17 protein-coding genes and 1 pseudogene are annotated in these 17,987 nt (G+C 66.0%); 9 read left to right on the top strand and 9 right to left on the bottom strand.

What is annotated here, in order from left to right; all coding sequences use genetic code 11:
* Nucleotides 1-2: 2 nt before the first annotated feature.
* From gsiC to FOC84_RS04555, 5 genes are all read left to right on the top strand, one after another.
* Nucleotides 3-923, top strand: a complete 921-nt coding sequence (gene gsiC / locus FOC84_RS04575) for a glutathione ABC transporter permease GsiC (RefSeq protein WP_057284822.1) — start codon at nt 3-5, stop codon at nt 921-923.
* A gap of 7 nt (nt 924-930) precedes the next feature.
* A complete protein-coding gene (gene gsiD / locus FOC84_RS04570) occupies nt 931-1,830 on the top strand; it encodes a glutathione ABC transporter permease GsiD (protein ID WP_173143375.1) in 900 nt (299 codons plus the stop codon).
* A gap of 108 nt (nt 1,831-1,938) precedes the next feature.
* The gene (locus tag FOC84_RS04565; protein ID WP_173143374.1) at nt 1,939-3,033 is read left to right on the top strand and encodes a DmpA family aminopeptidase; all 1,095 of its coding nucleotides are present in this window, start codon (nt 1,939-1,941) and stop codon (nt 3,031-3,033) included.
* 20 nt (nt 3,034-3,053) lie between these two features.
* Complete coding sequence (locus tag FOC84_RS04560; RefSeq protein ID WP_173143373.1) at nt 3,054-3,878, top strand: M55 family metallopeptidase; 825 nt, start codon at nt 3,054-3,056, stop codon at nt 3,876-3,878.
* 14 nt (nt 3,879-3,892) lie between these two features.
* The gene (locus tag FOC84_RS04555; protein WP_173143372.1) at nt 3,893-5,683 is read left to right on the top strand and encodes an aminopeptidase P family protein; all 1,791 of its coding nucleotides are present in this window, start codon (nt 3,893-3,895) and stop codon (nt 5,681-5,683) included.
* Nucleotides 5,684-5,753: 70 nt separating this feature from the next.
* Here FOC84_RS04555 and FOC84_RS04550 read toward each other — a convergent pair whose 3' ends face one another.
* A complete protein-coding gene (locus FOC84_RS04550; RefSeq protein WP_173143371.1) occupies nt 5,754-6,755 on the bottom strand; it encodes a hypothetical protein in 1,002 nt (333 codons plus the stop codon).
* 220 nt (nt 6,756-6,975) lie between these two features.
* Here FOC84_RS04550 and FOC84_RS04545 point away from each other — a divergent pair, with 220 nt between their 5' ends.
* From FOC84_RS04545 to ftsB, 4 genes are all read left to right on the top strand, one after another.
* Nucleotides 6,976-8,628 carry a CTP synthase gene (locus FOC84_RS04545; protein WP_088139092.1) on the top strand — a complete coding sequence of 551 codons (1,653 nt, stop codon included), beginning with the start codon at nt 6,976-6,978 and terminating at the stop codon, nt 8,626-8,628.
* Between the two features lie 203 nt (nt 8,629-8,831).
* The gene (locus tag FOC84_RS04540) at nt 8,832-9,116 is read left to right on the top strand and encodes a DUF1330 domain-containing protein (protein WP_013392289.1); all 285 of its coding nucleotides are present in this window, start codon (nt 8,832-8,834) and stop codon (nt 9,114-9,116) included.
* Nucleotides 9,117-9,120: 4 nt separating this feature from the next.
* Entirely contained in the window at nt 9,121-10,407 is a 1,287-nt protein-coding gene (gene eno / locus FOC84_RS04535; protein ID WP_173143370.1) for a phosphopyruvate hydratase, read from the top strand.
* Between the two features lie 68 nt (nt 10,408-10,475).
* Nucleotides 10,476-10,889 (top strand): cell division protein FtsB, encoded by a 414-nt coding sequence (gene ftsB / locus FOC84_RS04530; protein WP_173149954.1) that lies wholly within the window; start codon nt 10,476-10,478, stop codon nt 10,887-10,889.
* 663 nt (nt 10,890-11,552) lie between these two features.
* On the opposite strand, the pseudogene FOC84_RS33520 reads toward ftsB, so the two are convergent.
* From FOC84_RS33520 to FOC84_RS04490, 8 genes and pseudogenes are all read right to left on the bottom strand, one after another.
* Nucleotides 11,553-11,660, bottom strand: a pseudogene (locus tag FOC84_RS33520) (TadE/TadG family type IV pilus assembly protein); the annotation flags it as partial.
* A gap of 91 nt (nt 11,661-11,751) precedes the next feature.
* Nucleotides 11,752-12,681 (bottom strand): Hsp33 family molecular chaperone HslO, encoded by a 930-nt coding sequence (gene hslO, locus FOC84_RS04520; RefSeq protein ID WP_173143369.1) that lies wholly within the window; start codon nt 12,679-12,681, stop codon nt 11,752-11,754.
* A 73-nt stretch (nt 12,682-12,754) separates the two neighbouring features.
* The gene (locus FOC84_RS04515; RefSeq protein ID WP_173143368.1) at nt 12,755-13,276 is read right to left on the bottom strand and encodes a gamma carbonic anhydrase family protein; all 522 of its coding nucleotides are present in this window, start codon (nt 13,274-13,276) and stop codon (nt 12,755-12,757) included.
* 2 nt (nt 13,277-13,278) lie between these two features.
* Nucleotides 13,279-14,994 (bottom strand): acyl-CoA synthetase, encoded by a 1,716-nt coding sequence (locus FOC84_RS04510; protein ID WP_173143367.1) that lies wholly within the window; start codon nt 14,992-14,994, stop codon nt 13,279-13,281.
* Nucleotides 14,995-15,121: 127 nt separating this feature from the next.
* Nucleotides 15,122-15,994, bottom strand: coding sequence for a UDP-2,3-diacylglucosamine diphosphatase (locus FOC84_RS04505; protein WP_173143366.1), 873 nt, complete (start codon nt 15,992-15,994; stop codon nt 15,122-15,124).
* Between the two features lie 94 nt (nt 15,995-16,088).
* Nucleotides 16,089-16,997, bottom strand: coding sequence for a DUF2167 domain-containing protein (locus FOC84_RS04500; protein ID WP_173143365.1), 909 nt, complete (start codon nt 16,995-16,997; stop codon nt 16,089-16,091).
* A gap of 148 nt (nt 16,998-17,145) precedes the next feature.
* A complete protein-coding gene (locus FOC84_RS04495; protein WP_173143364.1) occupies nt 17,146-17,664 on the bottom strand; it encodes an RDD family protein in 519 nt (172 codons plus the stop codon).
* Nucleotides 17,665-17,796: 132 nt separating this feature from the next.
* Complete coding sequence (locus tag FOC84_RS04490) at nt 17,797-17,985, bottom strand: hypothetical protein (RefSeq protein ID WP_006389355.1); 189 nt, start codon at nt 17,983-17,985, stop codon at nt 17,797-17,799.
* Nucleotides 17,986-17,987: the final 2 nt, after the last annotated feature.

The following is a 17,987-nucleotide window of genomic DNA, read 5'->3' as shown; positions in this document are numbered from 1 at the left end:
CAATGCTGACCTACATCGTCAAACGTCTTCTGGGCATGATCCCCACGCTGCTGCTGGTAGCCGTGGTCGTGTTCCTGTTTGTGCACATGCTTCCGGGCGACCCGGCGCGACTGGCCGCGGGCCAGGAGGCCGACCAGCAAACCGTCGAGCTCGTGCGCAAGGAACTTGGGCTGGATCTGCCTCTGCCGCAGCAGTTCGTGCGCTACTTCAGCCACATGCTGCAAGGCGACCTGGGTACCTCCTTGCGTACCAAGCGCCCCGTCTCGACCGAAATCGCCGACCGTTTCATGCCTACCCTGTGGCTCACGCTCGCCAGCATGGTGTGGTCAGTGAGCTTCGGCATGATCATCGGCATCGTGTCGGCGGTATGGCGCAATCGCTGGCCCGACCGTCTCGGCATGACGCTGGCGGTGTCCGGCATCTCGTTCCCCGCGTTCGCGCTGGGCATGATGCTGATGCAGGTTTTCTCCGTGAATCTGGGTTGGCTGCCTACCGTGGGCGCCTCGACCTGGCAACACTACATACTTCCGTCCATCACGCTGGGCGCCGCCGTGGCCGCCGTGATGGCGCGCTTCACCCGGGCTTCCTTCGTGGAAGTCATCCAGGAAGACTTCGTGCGGACTGCCCGCGCCAAGGGCCTGACCGAGCGCCGCGTCGTGATCAAGCACGCGCTGCGCAACGCGCTGATCCCCGTCGTCACGATGATGGGCCTGCAGTTCGGCTTCCTGCTGGGCGGCTCGATCGTGGTCGAGACCGTGTTCAACTGGCCCGGCCTCGGCCGCCTGCTGGTGGACGCCGTGACCCAGCGCGACTATCCGGTGATCCAGGGCCTGGTGCTGCTGTTCTCGCTGGAATTCATCCTGATCAACCTGATTGTCGACGTGCTCTATGGCGTCATCAATCCCAGCATCCGTTACAAGTGAGGCGGCCATGAGCAATACGACACCCGCCACGACCATCGCCGCCGCTCCCAAGAGCGACGTGCGCACGCCCGCCACCGAGTTCTGGCGCAAATTCAAGAAGCAGAAGCTCGCCGTCGGCGCGGGCCTCTTCGTCCTGCTGCTCGTCGTGGTCGCGATCTTCGCGCCGTGGATCGTGCCGTTCGACGCGGAGAACTTCTTCGACTACGACGCCCTGAACGCCGGGCCTTCCACCACCCACTGGCTGGGCGTGGACTCGTTGGGCCGCGACATCTTCAGCCGCATCATCATGGGCGCGCGCATCTCGCTGGCGGCAGGCTTCCTGTCGGTCGCCATGGGCGCCATCGTCGGCACCTTCATGGGTCTGATGGCGGGCTACTACGAAGGCTGGTGGGAACGCATCACGATGCGCATCTCCGACGTGCTGCTGGCGTTCCCCGGCATGTTGCTGGCCATTGGCGTGGTCGCGATCCTGGGTTCCAGCATGATCAATGTGATCGTGGCCGTGGCCGTGTTCAGCGTGCCGGCGTTTGCCCGCCTGGTGCGCGGCAACACCCTGTCGATCAAGCAGATGACCTACGTCGAGGCGGTCAAGAGCGTGGGCGCGTCCGACTGGACCATCATCATGCGCCACATCCTGCCCGGCACGATCTCGCCCATCGTGGTGTATGGCACGATGCGTATCGGCACCTCGATCATCACCGCGGCCAGCCTGTCCTTCCTGGGCATGGGCGCATCGCCTCCCACGCCGGAGTGGGGCGCGATGCTGAACGAGGCGCGCGCCGACATGGTGATCGCTCCGCACGTGGCCATCTTCCCGGCGCTGGCGATCTTCCTGACGGTGTTGGCCTTCAACCTGTTGGGCGACGGTCTGCGCGACGCGCTCGATCCCAAGATCGACCGCAAGTAATCCTGCCGCCGGACCTCCAGAGAGGGCCGGCGTGGAGGGCGAATTTTTCCGCCGTCGCCCCAGGGCGGCGGCGTTTTGCATTCAGGAGCGTGGCGACACGTAGCGAACATGGACAAACAAGCGCTGGATATCCCCCGCATCGGCGTACTGCCCTCGGGACCGCTGGATTCGATCTGTGACGTGGGCGAGATCGCCGTCGGCCACCGCACGCTGGCCGAAGGCCCGTTGCAGACCGGCGTGACCGTCGTGCGTCCGCATGGCGGCGATCCCTATCTGGACAAGGTGCCGGCTGCCGCCACCGTGCTGAACGGCTTCGGCAAGAGCACCGGCCTGGTCCAGGTGCAGGAGCTGGGCGTCCTGGAAACGCCTATCGCGCTGACCAACACCTTTGGCGTGGGCACGGTGGCCAATGCCCAGATCCGCGCCGCGGTCGCGGCCAACCCCGGCATCGGCCGCGGCATGGCAACCGTCAATCCGCTGGTCTTCGAGTGCAACGATGGCTATCTGAACGACATCCAGGCGCTGGCGGTCCAGGAATCGCACTACGCCGACGCGCTGGCCGCCGCGGACAAGCGGTTCGAGCAGGGCGCCGTCGGCGCCGGCCGGGGCATGTCGTGTTTTTCGTTCAAGGGCGGCATCGGCTCGGCCTCGCGCGTGGCGTCGATCCAGGCAGGACCGCAATACATGGTCGGAGCGCTGGTGCTGGCGAACTTCGGCCGCCTGCCCAACCTGACCGTGGCGGGCAGGCCTTTCGGCCGCCGGCTGGCGGAACAGTTGGATAGCGGCTTGGCGCAGGCGGGCGAGAACGCCTCCATCGTGCCCGAGAAGGGCTCCATCATTCTGCTGCTGGCCACCGACGCGCCGCTGGACTCGCGCCAGTTGCGCCGCCTGTCGCTGCGCGCGGGGGCGGGACTGGCCCGCACCGGCTCGGTGTTCGGCCACGGCAGCGGCGACATCGCGCTGGCGTTTTCCACGGCTTACACGGTCCCGCAACTGCCCGAGCAGCCCATGCCGGCCATGGCGATGCTGCATGAGGCCCGCATCGATTCCTTGTTCGAAGCCGCCGCCGAGGCCTGCGAACAGGCCATCATTTCCGCGCTGTGGCATGCCGATGGCGTGACGGGGCGCGATGGCAACCAGCGCGCCGCGATCCGCGACGCGGCGCCGCAGTGGCGCCAGTGGCTGTCCGATACCGAATTCTGAATTTCTCGAAGGCTGATTCCATGAAGATCCTGATTTCCACCGATATCGAAGGCGTCGCCGGCGTCTTCCATGCTGAACAAGTCCGCGCCGGCAACGGTGAATACGAGCGCGCCCGCGCCTGGATGACCGCCGAGGCCAATGCGGCCGTGCAGGGCGCGATCGCCGGCGGCGCCGAAGAGATCCTGGTCAATGATTCGCACGGCGGCTTTCGCAACCTGCTGCCCGACGGCCTGGACGAGCGCGCCCGCCTGGTGCTGGGCAAGCCGCGCTACCTGGGCATGATGGGCGGCCTGGAAGAGGGCTGCGACGCCGTCTTCATGATCGGCTACCACTCGCGCTCGCAAGGCCGCGGCATCCTGGCCCACACCATCAACAGCTTCGCGTTTGCCCGCGTGCTCATCAACGGCATGGAATTGGGCGAGGCTGGCCTGTACGGCGCGTTGGCGGGCGAGATGGGCGTGCCGGTCATCCTGGGCACCGGTGACGATGCCTTCATCGAGGAAACCCGCGGCACCTTCCCTGGCGCCGAGTGGGTGCAGACCAAGGTGGCCCATGGACAGGGCAGCGGTGTGACCCTGTCGCCGGCCGCTTCGCGCCGCGCGATCGCCGCCGCCGCCGAAACCGCCGTGCGCAATCTGAAGAAGGGCGCAGCAGTTCCTTTCCGCATTCCCGCCCCTATAGAATGCCGGTTGCAGACGCAGAGCTCGGCCCTGGCCGACCTGTTCTGCATGTGGCCCACGCTGGAACGCGTGGACGGCGTGACCTTGCGATTCACCACGGATAGCATGCAGTCCGCCGTCCGCACGCTGAACAGCCTGGCCGCCATGTCTTTCATGTTGCGCTAAGGATCCCATCCCCCATGTCTAGCACCGACGCCCGTATCGCCCAATTGCGGCAGGCCATGAGCCGCCGCGGCCTGTCCGCCTATGTTGTTCCGTCCTCGGACCCGCACCTGTCCGAATACCTGCCCGCGCGCTGGCAGGGGCGGCGCTGGCTGTCCGGCTTCACGGGTTCGGTCGGCACGCTGGTGGTCACGGCCGATTTCGCCGGCCTGTGGGTGGACAGCCGCTACTGGGTGCAGGCCGAAGCGCAATTGGCCGGCACCGGCGTGCAGCTGATGAAGATCGCGCTGGCCACGACGCCGGGCCACGTGGACTGGCTGGCGGCCAATACCAAGGCTGGCGAGGTCATCGGGGTGGACGGGCAGGTGCTGGGCCTGGGCGCCTTCCGCGCCCTGTCGGCGGCCGCGGCCTCGGCCGGCGCCATCCTGGAAATTCGCGAGGATCTGCTGGACGATGTCTGGGCGGACCGCGCCGGACTGCCTGGCGCCGCCATTTATGAACACGTGGCGCCCGAGGCCTGCGTGACCCGCGCCGACAAGCTGGCGCAGGTGCGCCAGGCCATGCGCGCGCAGGGCGCCGACGTGCATTTCATCAGCACGCTGGACGACATCGCCTGGCTCTTCAACCTGCGCGGCGCGGACGTGGACTACAACCCGGTGTTCGTCGGCCATGCGCTGATCGGCCCGGACCACGCCACGCTGTTCGTGGCCGACGGCAAGATCGACGACGCGCTGCGCGCCGTGCTGTCCGCCGACGGCGTGGAAGTGGCCGCCTATGCTCAGGCCGCCGATGCGCTGGCCTCGCTGGAGCTGGACCAGAAGCTGCTGATCGATCCGGCCCGCGTGACCTGCGGCGTGTTCCATGCCATGGATCCGGCCGTGCCGCGCATCGAAGCCATCAACCCGTCCACGCTGCTGAAGTCCCGCAAGACCGATACCGAACTGGCCAATGTGCGACTGGCCATGGCGCAGGACGGCGCCGCGCTCTGTGAATTCTTCGCCTGGTTCGAGGGCGCGCTGGGCAAGGAAACCATCACCGAACTGACCATCGACGAGCAGATCACCGCCGCCCGCGCGCGCCGGCCCGCCTACGTCTGCCCCAGCTTCGCCACTATCGCCGGCTTCAACGCCAATGGCGCGATGCCGCACTACCGCGCCACCCAGGAATCGCACGCCACCATCGAAGGTGACGGGCTGTTGCTGATCGACTCGGGCGGCCAGTATCTGGGCGGCACCACCGATATCACCCGCGTGGTCGCGGTGGGCGCGCCCAGCGCCGACCAGAAGGTGGATTTCACGCTGGTGCTCAAGGGCATGATCGCGCTGTCGCGCGCCTCGTTCCCGCGCGGCACGCCTTCGCCCATGCTGGACGCCATCGCGCGCGCTCCGATCTGGGAGGGCGGCGCGGAATACGGCCATGGCACGGGCCATGGCGTGGGCTACTTCCTGAACGTGCACGAAGGCCCGCAGGTCATTTCCTACCGCGCCGCGCCCGGCCCGCACACCGCGATGGAACCGGGCATGATCACCTCCAACGAACCGGGCATCTACCGGCCGGGCCGCTGGGGCGTGCGTATCGAGAACCTGGTCGCCAACCGCAGCTGGCTGACGTCCGAACTCGGCGAATTCCTGTGCTTTGAAACGCTGACGCTGTGCCCGATCGACACGCGTTGCATCGAACCGTCGCTGATGCGCGCCGACGAGATCGCCTGGCTCAACGACTATCACAAGACGGTGTTCGAACGCCTGTCGCCGCTGGTCGAAGGCGAGGCGTTGGCCTGGCTGGAGCGCCGCACGACGGCGATCTGATTCGCTGCGTGAACGTATGAAAAAAGGCCGCAGGCATTTGCCTGCGGCCTTTTGCTTGGGCGGGGCTTGCTCAGCTTTCCGGCGTGGCGGCCTTGGCGCCGCGATACAGGGCAAGCCTGCCGATCACGCAGCCCAGGGCCAGCAGCGCGCCGTAGGCCAGCAGCGTCATGACGGCGGCCGCGTGGGATTCCGCGGCGCGGATCAACTGGCTCCAGGTCATCGCCCGGACGATCAGGAATCCTATGCCTATGCCCAGCGCCTGCGCCAGCCAGAATGCGAGGGTGCCGTGGGCCACGGCCCGTCCAGACCGCGCGGTGCCGATCGGATGCGGCAGTGTTTTCAGGCAGACCAGGAAGCACAGCGCCAGCAGGGCCGCGGGCAGGACCAGATAGCCCAGCGCAAACTCCGTCCAACCCGCGCCCGGGGCCTGCATCTGCAGGAAGCTGCCTAGCGAGATGGAAACGGTCAGTTGCCAGACCAGCACGGTCAACCCGGTAACCCAGGCCGCATGGCGCCGTTCATAAGCAGGGCCGCCAGCCGGGCCTGCGGGCTGCACGGTCCAGGCGGCAATGCGCACAATGACGCAGATGCCGATGATCTCCAGCACAATGGAGATGAGCTTGGTGATGATGTTCAGGGTCAGGAACTGCCCGATCATGCCGAAGCCGAGCCGCTCCTGCAGCATGTCGCGGTTGTCCATGGCGAAGCGCATCAGCGTGTTCTGCAGGAAGGAAATACCCGCCGCCACGGCCAGGGTGTAGAGCAGAAACAGGGCAATGAAGGTGCCGAACAGCTTGCGGGGTTCGTCCACGGCCCTGGTGTCATGGCGCGCCAGCCAGCCGCGCATGGCTCCCCAGGTGGTCAATCCGGCGATCGCCGCGCCCGCGACGATATGGGCGAGGAGCGGGGCCAGGAACTGGGGCTGGCTATACATCTCCCGCAATTGCTCGAGCTGCGGCAGGGCCAGCAGGCTGTAGGACTGGACCAGCACCGAGTAAGCCAGCCGCAGGAAAACGGCGGTCAGCGCGAGGCGCCAGGCGAGCGAGTAGGGGGATCGGGCGGGATCGGTCATCGGCGGAGGGGGAAGTGTTGAGAAAAAACAGCAAGCAAAAAAATAGGGATCGAACATAGCACGGCGCTACGCCCCGCCACGCAATGCGATCGCCCTTGCGGCAATTCGAGTGCTGCCAAATGTTACGCCCCGGAGCTAGGGGAAAACCCAAATAAGCTCCGCCTCCCGGCTATAATCCAAATTTCCCGCACGCGCCCGCTCGTCCCGGGTGCTCATTACGATGACCAAATACGTATTTGTCACCGGCGGCGTGGTGTCTTCCCTGGGCAAAGGCATCGCCGCTGCGTCGCTCGCCGCCATCCTCGAGTCGCGTGGCCTGCAAGTCACCATGCTGAAGCTCGACCCATACATCAACGTCGATCCGGGCACCATGAGCCCGTTCCAGCATGGCGAGGTGTTCGTCACGGAAGACGGCGCCGAAACCGATCTGGACCTTGGCCACTACGAGCGTTTCATTTCGGCTCGCATGCACAAGGTGAACAACTTCACCACCGGCCAGATCTATGAATCCGTGCTCCGCAAGGAGCGCCGCGGCGACTACCTGGGCAAGACCGTCCAGGTCATTCCGCACATCACCAACGAAATCCAGGACTTCATCGCCCGCGGCGCCGAAGCCGGCTGGAACGGCAACACCGACGTCGCGATCGTCGAGATCGGCGGCACCGTGGGTGACATCGAGTCCCTGCCGTTCCTGGAAGCCGCGCGCCAGATGAGCCTGCGCATGGGCCGCAACAATGCCGCCTTCGTGCACCTGACGCTGGTTCCCTTCATCGCCTCCGCCGGCGAACTGAAGACCAAGCCGACCCAGCACTCGGTGCAGAAGCTGCGCGAAATCGGCATCTACCCGAACGCGCTGCTGTGCCGCGCCGACCGCCGCATCCCGGACGACGAGCGCGCCAAGATCTCGATGTTCTCCAACGTGCCCCTGGACGCGGTCATCTCCGTCTGGGACGCCGACTCGATCTACAAGATCCCGGCCATGCTGCATGCGCAGGGCGTGGACAACATTGTCTGCGAAGCGCTGGGCCTGACCCCGCCGCCGGCCGACCTGTCCATGTGGGACAACCTGGTCGAGGCGCTGGAGCACCCGCAGCACCAGCTCACCATCGGCATGGTCGGCAAGTACGTCGACCTGACCGAGTCGTACAAGTCGCTGACGGAAGCCCTGGTCCACGCCGGCATCCACACGCGCTCGAAGATCAACATCGAGTACATCGACTCCGAAGACATCGAAACCCGCGGCACCGATCAGCTCAAGCACCTGGACGCCATCCTGGTTCCGGGCGGCTTCGGCAAGCGCGGCACCGAAGGCAAGATCGCCGCGATCCGCTACGCCCGTGAAAACGGCGTGCCTTACCTGGGCATCTGCCTGGGCATGCAGCTGGCCGTCATCGAGTTCGCGCGCCATGTCGCCGGCCTGGGCGGCGCCAACAGCACGGAATTCGATCCCTCGGCGCCGCACCCCGTGGTGGCCCTGATCACCGAATGGATGGACCGCGAAGGCAAGGTCGAAAAGCGCGACAACTCGTCCGACCTGGGCGGCACGATGCGCAAGGGCGCACAGCGCGTGCCGATCAAGGCCGGCACCCGCGCGCAGGCCATCTACGGCGACGAAGTGAACGAGCGTCACCGCCATCGCTACGAGGTCAACAACGTCTACGTGCCGCGCCTGGAAGAAGCCGGCATGGTGATCAGCGCCCGCACGCCGACCGAGAACCTGCCGGAAATGATGGAATTGCCCGACCACCCGTGGTTCGTGGGCGTGCAGTTCCACCCCGAGTTCACGTCCACCCCGCGTGACGGCCACCCGTTGTTCAGCAGTTATATCCGCGCCGCCATCGAGCAGAAGGCTCGCCGCGGTCAGGAGGCGTAATGCGCGTCTGCGGTCTGGAGTTCCGTAAGCGGATCTTCGGGACCGCGGGCCGCCGCCCCAGCGCCGCCCTGTACGGCGGCGCTTCTTTCGGATACAACCAATTAGCATCGGATATGCGTCGCCAGGGCGCCTTGCGCGACACTGGCGGCGTCGCCGTATCCGGCGTCAGCCCGAAACCAACGCAACTGCTCTGAAGGAACCCCATGAGTGCCTACCTCATCGCCGACGTCTCAGTGACCAAGCCCGCGCAGTACGAGGATTACAAGCGTCTGTCCACGCTCGCGATGCGCGCGTACGATGCCAAGATCCTGGTGCGCGGCGGCGATTCCAGGCACCTCGAGGGCCGTGAACCTGGCCGCACCGTCGTCATGGAGTTTCCCTCCATGACCGCGGCCCAGGCTTTCTACGACTCCTGGCAGTACCGCCGCGCCCGCAATGCCCGCGAAGGCGCGGCTGTCATGAATATGTTTATCGTTCAGGGAATGTAAAGTCATGAGTGCTATCGTCGATATCATCGGCCGCGAGATTCTGGATTCGCGCGGCAACCCCACCGTCGAATGCGATGTGCTGCTGGAGTCCGGCGCCATGGGCCGCGCGGCCGTGCCGTCGGGCGCGTCCACCGGCGCGCGCGAAGCCATCGAGCTGCGCGACGGCGACAAGAACCGTTATCTGGGCAAGGGCGTGCTGCGCGCCGTCGAGAACCTGAATACGGAAATCTCGGAAGCCCTGATGGGCCTGGACGCCCAGGAACAGACCTTCGTCGATCGCACCCTGATCGAACTGGACGGCACCGAATCCAAGGAACGCCTGGGTGCCAACGCCATTCTGGCCGCCTCCATGGCCGTGGCCCGCGCCGCCGCCGACGAATCGGGCCTGTCCCTGTACCGCTATTTTGGTGGCAGCGGCCCCATGAGCATGCCCGTGCCGATGATGAACGTCATCAACGGCGGCGCGCACGCCAACAACACGCTGGATCTGCAGGAACTGATGATTCTGCCGGTGGGCGCAGGCAGCTTCCGCGAAGCCCTGCGCTGGGGCGCCGAAGTCTTCCACATGCTCAAGAAGCTGATCCACGGCCAGGGCATGTCCACGGCAGTGGGCGACGAGGGCGGTTTCGCGCCCAACGTGCCCAGCCACGAAGCCGCCATCCAACTGATCCTGAAGGCCATCACCGAAGCCGGCTACGAGCCGGGCACGCAGATCGCCCTGGGTCTGGATTGCGCCAGCTCCGAGTTCTACCGCGACGGCAAGTACACCTTGGCCGGCGAAGGCGGCATCTCGCTGTCCTCGCAGGAATTCACCAACCTGCTGGCCACCTGGTGCGACAAGTATCCGATCATCTCGATCGAAGACGGCATGGCCGAAAACGACTGGGAAGGCTGGAAGCTGCTGACCGACCAGTTGGGCAAGAAGGTGCAGTTGGTGGGCGACGACCTGTTCGTCACCAACACCAAGATCCTGCGCGAAGGCATCCAGAAGGGCGTCGCCAACTCGATCCTCATCAAGATCAACCAGATCGGCACCCTGACCGAGACCTTCGCCGCCATCGAAATGGCCAAGCGCGCCGGCTACACCGCCGTCGTGTCGCACCGTTCGGGCGAAACCGAGGACTCCACCATCGCCGACATCGCCGTGGCGACCAACGCCATGCAGATCAAGACGGGTTCGCTGTCCCGTTCGGACCGCATGGCCAAGTACAACCAGCTTCTGCGCATCGAGGAAGAGCTGGCTGAAGTCGCGTCGTATCCGGGCCTGGAAGCTTTTTACAACCTGCGTTGATGAGAAGCGCGGCTCCAGGCGCAAGCCCGGGGCCGCATCCACGCCACGATTGCTGAGGGTTTCCGCGTATGCGCCTGTTGTTCCTGGTGCTGTTCGTGCTGCTAGGCCTGATCCAATACCCGCTGTGGCTGGGTAAGGGCGGGTGGTTCAAGGTCTGGGATCTGCAACGCCAGGTGGCGGAGCAGCGCGAGACCAACGAAGGCCTGCGCGCTCGCAATGCCGCACTGGAAGCGGAAGTGCGCGATCTCGAAGGGGGCTCCGGCGCCATCGAGGAACGCGCCCGCGGCGAACTGGGCATGATGCGCGACGGCGAGGTGTTCGTGCATATCCTGCCGCAGAACACCCCGGCTCCGGCGGGCGGCGCCTCTTTGGCTGCCGATGCCGCGGCCAAGCCGGCCACGCCTGCGCGCGCCAGCGCGCCGGCCTCCCGTCCGCCGGCTACGCCTGCCAAGCCCGCCAATCAGGCCAACACCCGGCACTGAGCGCCGGCCGCCGTTCCTGTTCATTCCCTGTTTCGTTCTGCCGCAGCGCACGCTGCGGCATTCGCCGTAGACGATGCCGGCGGGTTGCGGCGTCCTGCGCGCCCAATCCACCGGGTGCGAGTGCATCTCGGTTTCCAGTTCCATGCGCAAGGGCAACAGGCCCCGGGCCTGTGCGTTGCCGGCATAGCTGCTGCTGTCGGCAGCCAGCGCGGCCAGCAGCGCCCGCAAGGGCGGCAGCAGCGGCTTGTGCAGATAGGTCAGGCGCAACTTCAAGGTGTTGGCCTGGAAAATGCTCTGTTCGCCCGGACGCGGTGGCCGGCGCGCATGCTGCAGGTCCTGGTAGCCGTTGTCGATGGCGCGCAGGCCCGCCGCCGCGGCCACTTTGAGGTCCGCGCGGGCGTGTTCGCGGAACGACTGCTCGTCGGGCAGCAGGACTTCGATTCGCCACGGATGGGTGCCTGAAATGGCCGCCAGCTCGGCCAGCTCGTCATCCTGGCGGCGGCGCGCGCCGGCCTGGCCTCGCGCATCGGCGTGGCGCGGCAGCAGGGCCTGCAGAAAGGCGCTGCGCATGCGCGCCGGATCGCCGTGCGCGGTGGCGCCGGCCCGCGCCGCCTCCATCAGCGCCAGGTGAGCCAGCTGGCGCACGCCTTGCCAGCGGGCCGCTTCGATCGCCAGCAGGCCCAGCAGCAGTATCAGCGCCGCCGCCACCGCGAATTCGATGGCGGCAGCGCCGCGTTGCCGGCAGGAGGGCGCATGAAAAAAGGCGGTCATGGCTGCGCAGTCTGGCGCAGGCATGGCCGCCTGTCGATGAGGATAAGCCGGTGTGATGGAAACGTCCCGGCGGCCAGGCCGCCGGCACGGATCAGTGCACCGTGGGAGGCTCGTCCGCGGTGGACGTCGTACCCGACGAGAACAAGGTCGCGCAGTCGACGGAATCGAACTTGTACGGCTTGCCGCAGAAATCGCAGGACACGTCGACCTGGCCGCGTTCGGCCAGGACGCTGTTGATCTCTTCCTGGCCCAGCGTGCGCAGCATGCTGGCCACCCGTTCGCGGGTGCAGGGGCAGTGCCAGCGCACGGACAGCGGCTCGAACGCCACCAGGGTTTCTTCCCAGAACAGGCGGTGGATCAGGGTGTCGATGTCGGTGGCCAGCAGTTCGTCGTGCTTGATGGTGCCAGCCAGGGCGCAGGCGCGATCCCAGGTTTCGGCGGCGTTCTGCTCGGTGAGCACCGGCGCATCCGAGCCGCCGTGGTACGGCAGGCGCTGGATCAGCATGCCGGCGGCGTGGTCGGCGTCTGCCGCCAGCCACAGGCGGGTGTCCAGCTGTTCGGAGGCCTTCATGTAGTGCTGCAGCGCCTCGGCCACGGTGTCGCCCTGCAGGGGCACGATGCCCTGATAGGCCTGCTGGCCCGGCAGCTTGCGCTGCGGATCCAGCACCACGATGAAACGGCCGTTGCCGCCCGGATTCAGCAGGCTTTGCATATTGCCGTCGCTGGGCACTTCATGTCCTTCGCGCATCTTGACGGTGGCGCGCAGGCTCAGGTCGTTGCGGCATTCCACCACCAGCAGGGCGATGGGGCCGTCGCCCTGGATCTGCAGCACCAGCGAGCCGTCGAACTTGATATTGGCGGCCAGCAAGGTGGACGCTGCCACCAGTTCGCCCAGCAGGTGGGTGATGGCGGGGGGGTAGTCGTGATTGGCCTGAACGGCCTTCCAGGTCGCGTCCAGGCGTACGGCCTGGATGCGGACGCTGCGGTCTTCGGTAAGGTATTTCTTGAGCTGATCGGTCATGGGGGAATGTTAGCCGATCAAGCCCGGCTATTCCCCCTGCCGGCAGCAGGGTCGTAGCGTCACCCCAGGGCGCTTAGCCGACCCGTTTCAGGGCGGTCTTGTAGTGTTGGCCGCGCGCCACGTAATGGGCGGTGTTCTTGTGCAGATTGGCGATTTCCTCGTCCGAGAGCTCACGAACGATCTTGCCGATGCCGATGACCAGGGAGTTGTCGGGAATGACGCGGTCTTCGGGAATGATGGCGCCCGCGCCGATCAGGCAGTTGCGGCCGATGACCGCGTTGTTCAGCACGATGGCCTGCATGCCCACGAGGGCGCCTTCGTGGATGGTACAGCCGTGCAGCATGGCTTGATGGCCCACGGTCACGTTGGGGCCGATGGTCATGGGACAGCCGTCATCCACGTGCAGCACGCTGCCTTCCTGGATATTGGTGCCGCGCTGGATCAGGATGGCGTCGTTGTCGCCGCGGATCGACACGTTGGACCAGATGCTGACGCCTGCTTCCAATGTTACGTTGCCGATGATGTCGGCGCTGTCGGCCACGTAGGCGGCCGGGTCGATGCGGGGAATCAGGTCGTCGAGCTGGTAAATGGGCATGCCTATTTCTCCGGTTGCGGCGTCAGGCCTTGGGGGGGCTGCGGCGCGTCTGTCATGGCTGCGGTCGCCCGCGAGCGTTCTTCTTCGCGCAGGCGCAGGATGCGGCGCTGGATTTTACCGGTGGTGGTCATGGGCAGCTCGTCGACGAATTCGATCTCCTTGGGGTACTCATACGGGGCCAGGCGCTCGCGCACGTGCTCCTGCAGGTTCTCGATGATGTCGTTGCGGTCGCGCTGCGCGAACTCCGGCGTCAGCACCACATAGGCCTTGACCAGGGCGCCGCGCTCGGCGTCCGGCTTGGGCACGACGGCGGCGTTGGCCACGGCCGGATGTCCGATCAGGCAGCTTTCGATTTCGCCGGGGCCGATCCGGTAGCCGGCGGACTTGAACACGTCGTCCGCGCGGCCCGCGTACCAGAGGTAGCCGTCGGCGTCGAGCGTCGCCAGGTCGCCGGTCAGGCACCAGTCGCCCTTGAATTTGGCCTGGGTGGCGGCTTCATTGCGCCAGTAGCCCAGGAACATCACAGGATCCGGAAAGCCATGGATGTCGAGCCGGTTGACGGCGATCTCGCCGGTGGCGCCGGGCGCTACCGGCTTGCCGTCCTCGTCCAGCACCGCGACGTTGTGGCCCGGGTAGGGGCGGCCCATGCTGCCCGGCTTGGCGGGCCAGCGCTTCTGGCTGTTGCCCACCACGTAGTTCATTTCCGTCTGGCCGAACATTTCGTTGGGCGTCACGCCCAACGCCGACTGGCACCATTCGAAGACGGTTTCGCCCACGCTTTCGCCCGCGCTCATGATGGAACGCAGGGCCAGCTGGTAGCGGCCGCGCGGTTCCGGCACCGCTTTCATCATCATCTTGAGTGCGGTGGGGAAGAGGAAGGTGTTGGTGACCTGGTAGCGTTCCAGGAGTTCGAACGCCCGTTCGACCGAGAAGCGGCCACGGGTGCCGACGATGGGATGTCCGAAGTACAGGGTGGGCAGCAGGGCGTCCATCATGCCGCCAGTCCAGGCCCAGTCGGCGGGCGACCAGAACACGTCGGCGGGCTTGGGGAACCAGTCCTGGGAGGCCACGAAGCCCGGCAGGTTGCCGATCAGCACGCTATGCGGCAGCAGCGCGCCCTTGGGGGCGCCGGTGGTGCCGGAGGTATAGAGCAGGATGGCCGGATCCGAAGAACGGGTCTGGACCATCTTGAATTCGCTGGGCTGGCGCGCCAGCAGGCTGCGCCAGGGCAATACGCGCTCGTCGGCGAAGCCGATGCCGATGATCTGTTGCAGGTTGGGGCAGTTGTCGCTCACGGCCAGCAGGTTGGCGCTGGAAGCGTGGTCCACGATGGCGACTCGGGTTTCGGAGTCGCGCAGGCGGCTTTCCAGGGCTTCCGGCCCGAACAGGGCGGACAGCGGCAGCACCACCGCGCCGACGCTGTAGATGGCCATATGGGCCACCACGGTCTCGGGGCGTTGTCCCAGCACCACACCGACGCGGTCGCCGCGTCCCACGCCCATTTTCACCAGGCCGTTGGCTAGCTGATTGGCCGCTTCCGCCAGCCGGGCATAGGTCCAGACCTCGCGGTTGCCAGATTCATCTTCGTAATAGATGGCAATGCGCCGCGCATCCGGACTGCTGGATGCCCAGCGGTGGCAGCACGCTTCCGCGATGTTGAACTGGGTGGGTACCAGCCAGCGGAAGGTTTGGTAGAGCGCCTGATATTGGTCGTTCATGGCCCTATGTTGTCAGCATGTTGCAGCGTGAACGGGTCAAGTTGGCCCGTTGCCCCAGATGCAAGCATGACCTAGAGGGCCGTGAACTGCAACATCCCCGTTGCGTAACGGGGACGCATACGGGTTATCACGGGTGTTTGCCTTGGCGGCGCAGCGCGGAGGGCAGGGCCGGCAGCGTGAGCGAGCGGGGCGGACGGGTGGCGGGGTCGGCCTCGCGTTCCGCCGTGACAGCGGCCCAGTCCAGCAGCTGGAGCTGGCCGTCGTGCGTTTCCGCCAGGGCCGAGAGGCTTTCCACCCAGTCGCCGTCGTTGCAATAGAGGATCTCGCCCACGTAGCGCAGTTCGGCCTTGTGGATATGGCCGCAGACCACCCCGTCCAGGCCCCGGCGCCGGGCTTCGCCCGCCAGCGCCTCCTCGAAGTCCGTGATGAAGGAGACGGCGTTCTTGACCTTGTGCTTCAGGTACTGCGATAGGGACCAGTAATGCAGTCCCAGGCGGTGGCGCAGCCGGTTGAAGTGATGGTTGATCCACAGCGCCAGCTGGTAGAGCCCGTCGCCCAGGTGCGCCAGCCAGCGGCTGTGCTGGATCACGCCGTCGAACTGGTCGCCATGCAGCACCAGCAGGCGCTGCCCCTTGGCGGTGACGTGCACGTCCTCGTCCAGGATTTCGATGTCGCCGAAGGCGTAGCCGGCGAATTCACGCGCGAATTCGTCGTGGTTGCCGGGGATGAACACGACCCGGGTGCCGTTGCGCGCCTTGCGCAGGATGCGCTGGATGACGTCGTTGTGCGCCCGCGGCCAGTGCCAGTGCTTGCGCAACTGCCAGCCGTCGACGATGTCCCCCACCAGGTAAAGGGTGTCGGAATCGTTGTGGTCCAGGAAGTCGAGGAGGAATTCCGCCTTGCACCCGGCGGTGCCCAGGTGAATATCGGAAATCCAGAGGGCGCGCCAGTGCGCGGGGCGGATTTCGTTCACGGTAGTTTTCCCAGGGACTGTGCTCATGCCTGGGAATGAAACCACCCGGCGATGACCGGAACGTGAACGCCGCGTGACGCTGTTGTGACGGCGGGGTAGCAGCCGCTCCCCCGCCGCGTGGTCAGGGCTGCTGCTGGTTGGCCTTCTTGGCCCGCAGGCGCTTCCAGATGCCGCCGCCCAGCGCGGCCGCGGCCAGCAGGCCGACCTTGGCGAACTTGGCCAGGAAAGCGGCGATCACGGCGAACAGGCCCAGCTTCTTGGCTGCCACGCCAGCCACCAGGGCGGCCAGGCCGTACTCGGCGACCTTGTCGGTCGACGAGTCGAAGTCGGCGTAGCGCTTGCCTTCGACGTAGTTGAGGTTGTCCAGCAGCGTCAGCACGGCGGTCTTGTCCTTGGGCACCATGCTCTTCTGCGTGATCAGGTCCAACGTGATGTAGCCGTCGCGGCCCAGCGCGTAGGTGTTGTAGTTGACGGTGGGGTTTTCGGCGGCGCTTTCGCCCTTGTGCTTGACGGCGACCGACCAGACCAGGCGCTGCGAGTGGCTGTCGTACTTCGGCGCCTCGACCCAGCCGTCCATGATCAGCTCAGGGAAGCCGCGCTTCTTGCGTTCTTCGTTGGACTGCTCCGTGCCTTCGCGCAGGCTGTCCAGCAGTTCGTTGACGTTCCAGTTTTTGGCGTCGTCGTCCTTGATGTAGCCGGCCTTGTCGAAATTGACGGTGATGACCCAGTCGTCATCGTCGCTTTTGGGCATCACCACGCCCAGCAGGGAAGGATCCTTGCCGTTGCCGTAGGCTGCCATCAGCCGGTCCGCCTGCAGGCGGGGCACGAAGAACATGGATTCGGGCAGATGCACGACCGCCTGCTCGCCCAGTTTGACGTCGGCCGGCCCTTCCTGGGCGGCGGCAAAGGCGGCTTTCGTGGCCGCTTCGATCTCCTGTTGGGCGGCCGCGTTCTGCGCAAGCGCGCCGGCGGGCATCAGGAACAGGGCGCTGGCGGCGGCCAGCGCGACTCGGGAAAGAAAAGCGCGCATGAAGGTTCTGGGGCGTCTGAAAAAAGGGGCCCCATTGTCTTTGCGGTCGACTTTCAACTTTCTGAAAGCAAACAGGTAATTCGGCGCACGATGTTGCGATTTGTCGCAGGATGTATGCGGCGTCCCGGCCGACGGCGTCTTCCGGGGTCTAGCGGGCCTTCTTGTGCCGCGGCGCGTTGCGCAGGCGCGTGCCCAGGATGCGGTCGTGCAGGAACTGACTGTCGGGATCGAACCAGGACCAGATGAAGATGGTGAAGGGCGCAGCGACGATGAACATGTCCATCGAGGCCCAGCCGGTGGCGCTGGCGGCGCCCCAGACGACGGCCGCGCCGGCCAGCACCAGGGGCCAGACCAGGATGTAACGCAGCATCAGCCGGCCGGTGGACGGGGTATTGCCGTCGCGGTCGACCAGGCGGATGTTCCAGGTCTTCATGGGCAGGGTCTGGCCGCGGCGGCGCCAGCACAGCACGAAGTACGCCCCGATGGCGACGAACAGCCAGGCCTGCCGGGCGCCGCGCAGTTCCAGCGCGTTCTTGCTCTGGGTCAGCGTATCCAGCAGGTAGCCCGCCAGGAACACCACGCCAAACAGCAGCACGGCTTCGTACATCATGCAGGCGAACCGGCGCAGCCGGTTGGGGGTCTGGTCGAGCAGGGCTTCGGTCGTCATGGGTCGCTATTATCCGACAAAGCCGGACTTTGGCGCCCTGGTTAAAAAAAAACCCACCGGTAAGGGTGGGTCTTAAAAGGGGCTGTGCAGCCCCCAAGGGGAAAACTGTTCAGGCCGTGGCCTGGGCCATGCTTAGGCGGCGGAGTGCGCGTTCTTGGCGCTCGTCTTGCCAGCCAGGGCACGGATGCCGTGGGCCAGCTTACGCAGGCCGGCGGCCAACGCCCGCATCGGGTGCGGACGGAATTGTTCTTCAATAGCCTGGAGCATCAGTTGGCGCTCGAGTTCGTCGGTCAGGCGGATAGTGTTGTTCGGGTTGATCACAA

Origin of the sequence: Achromobacter pestifer (assembly GCF_013267355.1) — a bacterium.
Taxonomy (GTDB): domain Bacteria; phylum Pseudomonadota; class Gammaproteobacteria; order Burkholderiales; family Burkholderiaceae_B; genus Achromobacter; species Achromobacter pestifer_A.
This window is presented reverse-complemented; position numbering and strand designations above follow the sequence as displayed.